Source organism: Micromonospora phytophila, from assembly GCF_023656545.1.
GTDB lineage: Bacteria > Actinomycetota > Actinomycetes > Mycobacteriales > Micromonosporaceae > Micromonospora > Micromonospora phytophila.
Window position 1 is genome coordinate 1 of record NZ_JAMOKF010000375.1, and the last position, 4,777, is coordinate 4,777.

Here is a 4,777-nt window from a genome sequence, read left to right on the forward strand (position 1 = left end):
CCTTGCCGGCCGGCACCAGTGCGGTGTACCGCGTGCCGTCGCCGTGCACCGGCACCGACCGCCAGGTCGCACCGGAGTCGAATGACACCTCCACCCGCAGGCTGGCTCCGGTCGGCGCCGGGACGCCCGCCGGCTGGCGCAACGTCAGCTCCAGCTGGTGCGGGCGCCCGCCGGCGACCTCGCCGCGCAGGTCGGCCGGAACCCGGTAGTCCACCTGGAGCAGCGGCAGCGGCTGGGCACCGTCCCCGGTCGGGCGGGCCGAGGTGAATTCCCAGGCCGTCTCGGTCCGGGTGGCCCAGCGCCAGTCCTCCGAGGCGCGCCGGGTGGTCAGGTCCAGCCGGTAGCGGGCCGGTGCCGCGGTGGTCGACACCGGCACCCAGCCGCCGGAAAGGTCGGCGAGCTGCTGCCCGTCACGGCTGAGCCGCGCCTCGACGCTGTCCATCTCCTCGCTGCGGCCGGCCAGGCCGTAGTGCCCGTCGGCGTCGACGAACTCGGCCACCCGCAGGTCCAGCGTGTCCCCGGTGCGGGTGGGCACCGGCGCCCCGCCGACGGCCGACACGGCCGGCCGGACGATCGGGCCGTACCAGGTCTCGGTCTCCCGGTCGTCGGCCGCGTACCGCCGGGGCTGATCGGCCAGTCCGGTGTCGAGCGCTCCACCCCACATGCCGGCGAGCTTGTGCAGCGTCCGGTGCTGCCACCAGTTGTCCCCGGTGCTGACGAACTCCTGCCGGGTGGTGCCGGTGCGGACCAACCGCTGGGAGTCGAACCAGGAGTACTCCTGCCACGGACGCCATCCGAACCGCTGCTCGTTGGCCCAGTCCAGCCCGCCGGTGTCGCCGTAGCTGGCGGTGACCTCGGCGGTGTTCTCCGCGGTCACGGTGTGCACGATCCGCTCCGGCACCCGACCCTTCGACACCTGGAACACGTCGTACAGGTAGGGGCTGTTCACGGTCAGGGTCAGGTCCACGGTCGCCCGGCCGGTCCGGGCCGCGCTGATGACCGGCTGTCCGTCGTCGTTGGCCATCACCATGGCGGGAATGGGGAGCCGGTCCCCGTCGGGCCGCCAGTTCGTCCACGCGGTGAGGTCCGCCGGGCGGACGATGAGCACCGCCGCCGCGCCGGCCTTCGCAGCCGCCGCCACCTGGTCGTCCTCAGAGACGTCCGGGTTGGCGGTCAGGACCACGGTGGCCCCGCGGGCCCGCGCCAGCTCACCGGGGGTACCGGTGCCGCCCCAGACCAGCGGCAGCTTCCGCCGCCCGGCCGGCCCTGGCGACTGGCCCAGCAGGTTGATGCGCAGCGGGCCGGAGAGGCCGCTGATCCGGGCGTCCACCATCGGGGCGGTCAACTGCCACCGCGAGGCGAACTCGAACTCGCCCTGGCTCACCTGTCGGGTCGGCGTGACGTTCAACTGCTGGATGTTCCCGAACGTCATCACCCCGTGGTCGACCTGCCGGCCGTTACCGAAGACGCGGTGCTCGTAGGCGATGTACCCGCCCGCCTGCTCGGCCGGCTTCGGGGTCTCGATCCGCACCGGTACGCCCTTGCGCGGGTCGAGCACCAGGGTGAGATCCCGGTCGACCATCAACTCCGGGTCGGTGACCACGGTGAGCTGGTCGTGCTGCGGGCCGCCGTGCTCGATGAGCGCGTTGACCAGGTACGGCCCCTCCTCCACGTAGACCTTCCAGTCCCAGTAGAGGTCTCCCATGACGTCGGACTCCGGGTCCTCGCCGTGGAGCATGACGGCCGCCGCCCCGCGCTCCCCCGCCATGTCCAACGCGCGGATGGTGACGGCGTGGAGCCGGCGGCCGACGGTGAATCCGACGGCGGTGCGCACCGTGACGCCGTCCGCGCCGGTCGCCACCAGCCAGCCGCCATACAGGCCGCGGTCCACCTTCTCGGGGTCGGCGCGCAGCGGGACGGCCACGCTGCCGCCGGCCGGCACCGTCACCTCGCCATCCCCGACCACGGAGACCCCGTCCGGCTCGTCCGCGCCGCTGTCCAGCTTGCGCAGCTCGATGGCCAAACGCAGCGTCTGCGGGACGCCCGTGCCGTTGGTGTAGGTCACGGTCCGCTCCACCGGCCCGGCGCCGGGGACGACCCGGTTGAAGTCGACGGTGGCCGAGCCGTACACCCGCTGGGTCAGTGCCCGCGGCACGTCGACCCGGCCGGCACCCTGCTCGAAAACGGTCAGGCCCGGGGTCGCCTTCGTCGTGCTGACCAGCGCGTCCTTGAGCTTCCCGGCGGGCCAGTCGGGGTGTTCCTGGGCGAGGATCGCGGCCGCGCCGGCGACGTGCGGGGCGGCCATCGAGGTCCCGGACGCCGCGGTGTACGCGTCCCCCACGGGGGTGCCCATGCTGGTGCCGGCGGACCGGGCGGCGACGATACCGACGCCCGGCGCGGTGATCTCCGGCTTCAGGCCGTTGTTACCCAGGCGCGGGCCGCGGCTGGAGAAGTCGGCCAGCTTGTCGTCCCGGTCCACCGCACCGACGGTGAGGGCGGCGGTGGCGGCGCCCGGAGCGCCGACGGTGTAGTCAGCCCCGGAATTGCCGGCGGCGACCACGAAGAGCGCGCCGGTCGCGGCGGTCAGGTCGTTGAGCGCCTGGCTCATCGGGTCGGTTCCGTCGGTCGGGTTCCCGCCGAGGCTCATGTTGATCACCTTTGCGCCGGAGTGGGCGGCCCACTCCATGCCCGCGATGATCTCCGACGTGTACCCCATGCCCGAATCTGCGAGCACCTTGCCGACCAGCACCCGCGCGCCCGGCGCGACGCCCTTGCGCAGCCCCTCGGAGGCGCCGCCACTGCCGGCGATGGTGGACGCCACGTGGGTGCCGTGGCCGTGCCCGTCCCGGGCGCTGCCGGCGCCGGTGAAGTCCTTCGCCTCGACGATCCGACCGGTCAGGTCGGGGTGGGTGGCGTCGACGCCGGTGTCCAGCACCGCGACCTTGACGCCCGCGCCGTCCCGCCCGGCCGCCCAGGCCGCCGGGGCGCCGATCTGCGGCACGCTGTGCTCCAGGTCCGCATGGACCCGCCCGTCCAGCCAGACGCCGGCGATGCCGGCGCCGAGCCGGGCCGGCGCACCGGCAGCGGTACGCGCCTGCGACGTGCCGCGCAGCGTCGTCCACAGCCCGCCGAGGTCCTTCTTGCCGACCTTCAGCGCCGCGCCGTTGATGCTCTCCAGCGGGCGGGCGGCGGTGGCCCCGGCGAGCGGGCGGACCCGCCCGCCGGCCGGCTGCTGGTAGCGCACGATCAGCGGCAGCGCGCCCTGACCGGCGTCGCCGTACCCGTCGGCGACGAGTTCCTGCACGTCGAACAGGTCCTCGTCGAGGGCGCCGGAGGCGACATACGGGATGACGTCGCTGGGCAGCACCCGCAGCCCGCCGTCGGCCTCGGTGGTCTGGAAGATGATCCGCTCTCGGCCGGGGCCGGGGTGGACGGTGGCGGCGACCCGACCGGGTGCGGCGGGAACGAGATCCACCTGGTCGCCGGTGATCAGAGTGATGCGGGTGGGCGCGCCGCTCGTGGCGGTCGTGGCCGAACTCGGGCCACTGGGCCGGGCGGGCGGGTCGGCGGACGCCGGTGCGGTGAGTCCGACCACCAACGCGCCGACCGCGCCGGCACTGAGCCAGCGTGGGGACCGGTGCATGCGATGTGCTCCTCTACTCCGAGGCCGGCCTCGGGGAGGTCGGCGCTCCGGAGTCTGCGCCGAAGATCATCGCTGGGTCACTAGGGAAGGCCCGCCGCACCGGCGACATGTCGCCAGGTGGACACCGGGCGGCCGCGACCGGACCGTCGCATGTCCGGCACGTTGCCGGCGCACCCCGGGCGGGACGGGTTGCGGTGCGCCGCCCCCGCGCCGACGGTGGGCGCTCAGCGCCGGCTGCCGCGCCAGCCCTGCACGGGCAGGTCGAACTTGGCCACCAGCCGATCGGTGAACGGGCGGTCCCGCAGGCGCACGATGCGCACCGGCAGGGCGCCCCGCCGCACGGTCACCCGGGCACCCGGCGGCACGTCGTAGACGCGCCGGCCGTCGCAGCAGAGCACCGCGAGGGTGGTGAACGGGTCGACGGTGATGGAGAAGGTGGAGGTGGGCGCGGTGACCAGCGGGCGGCTGAACAGCGCGTGCGCGCTGATCGGCACCAGCAGCAGCGCCTCCACCTCCGGCCAGACCACCGGCCCGCCACCGGAGAAGGCGTACGCCGTGGAGCCGGTGGGCGTGGCGCACACCACCCCGTCGCAGCCGTACCGGGACAGCGGGCGGCCGTCCACGTCGACGAGGAGTTCGAGCATCTGGGCCCGCTCCCCCTTCTCGACGCTGACCTCGTTGAGCGCCCACGACTCGATCGTCGGACCGCCGTCGAACTCGGCGGTCACGTCGAGGGTGAGCCGCTCGTCCACCCGGTAGTTGCGGTGCACCACGTCGCGCACCGCGACGTCGAGGTCGTCGATCTCCGCCTCGGCGAGGAAGCCGACCTTGCCGAGGTTGATGCCGAGCAGCGGCGCCTTCGCCGGCCGGGCCAGCTCGGCGGCGCGCAGGAAGGTGCCGTCCCCGCCGAGCGCGAAGACGATCTCCGCGCCCTCGGCCGCCTCCGGCCCGCTGACCGGGACCACGCCGGGCAGGTCCAGGTCGTCGGCCTCCTCGGCGACGACCCGTACCTCGAAACCGGCCGCGATGAGGTCGGCCGCGACCGCGCGGGCGTGCTCGGTGCTGCGACGGCGGCCGGTGTGCGTCACCAGCAGTGCGGTCCGGGTCACCGGACCGGCCGTCCCGTCCCGACCG

Annotated in this window: 2 protein-coding genes; both read right to left on the reverse strand. The window is 74.4% G+C overall.

Annotation, left to right across the window (positions count from 1 at the left end):
* Nucleotides 1–3,643: S8 family serine peptidase (locus NCC78_RS27670; protein WP_250798163.1), on the reverse strand; the 3,643-nt coding region annotated here is incomplete at its 3' end.
* A 224-nt stretch (nucleotides 3,644–3,867) separates the two neighbouring features.
* On the reverse strand, nucleotides 3,868–4,752 hold the full coding sequence (locus NCC78_RS27675; RefSeq protein WP_250798164.1) for an NAD kinase: 885 nt from the start codon (nucleotides 4,750–4,752) through the stop codon (nucleotides 3,868–3,870).
* Nucleotides 4,753–4,777 lie beyond the last annotated feature (25 nt).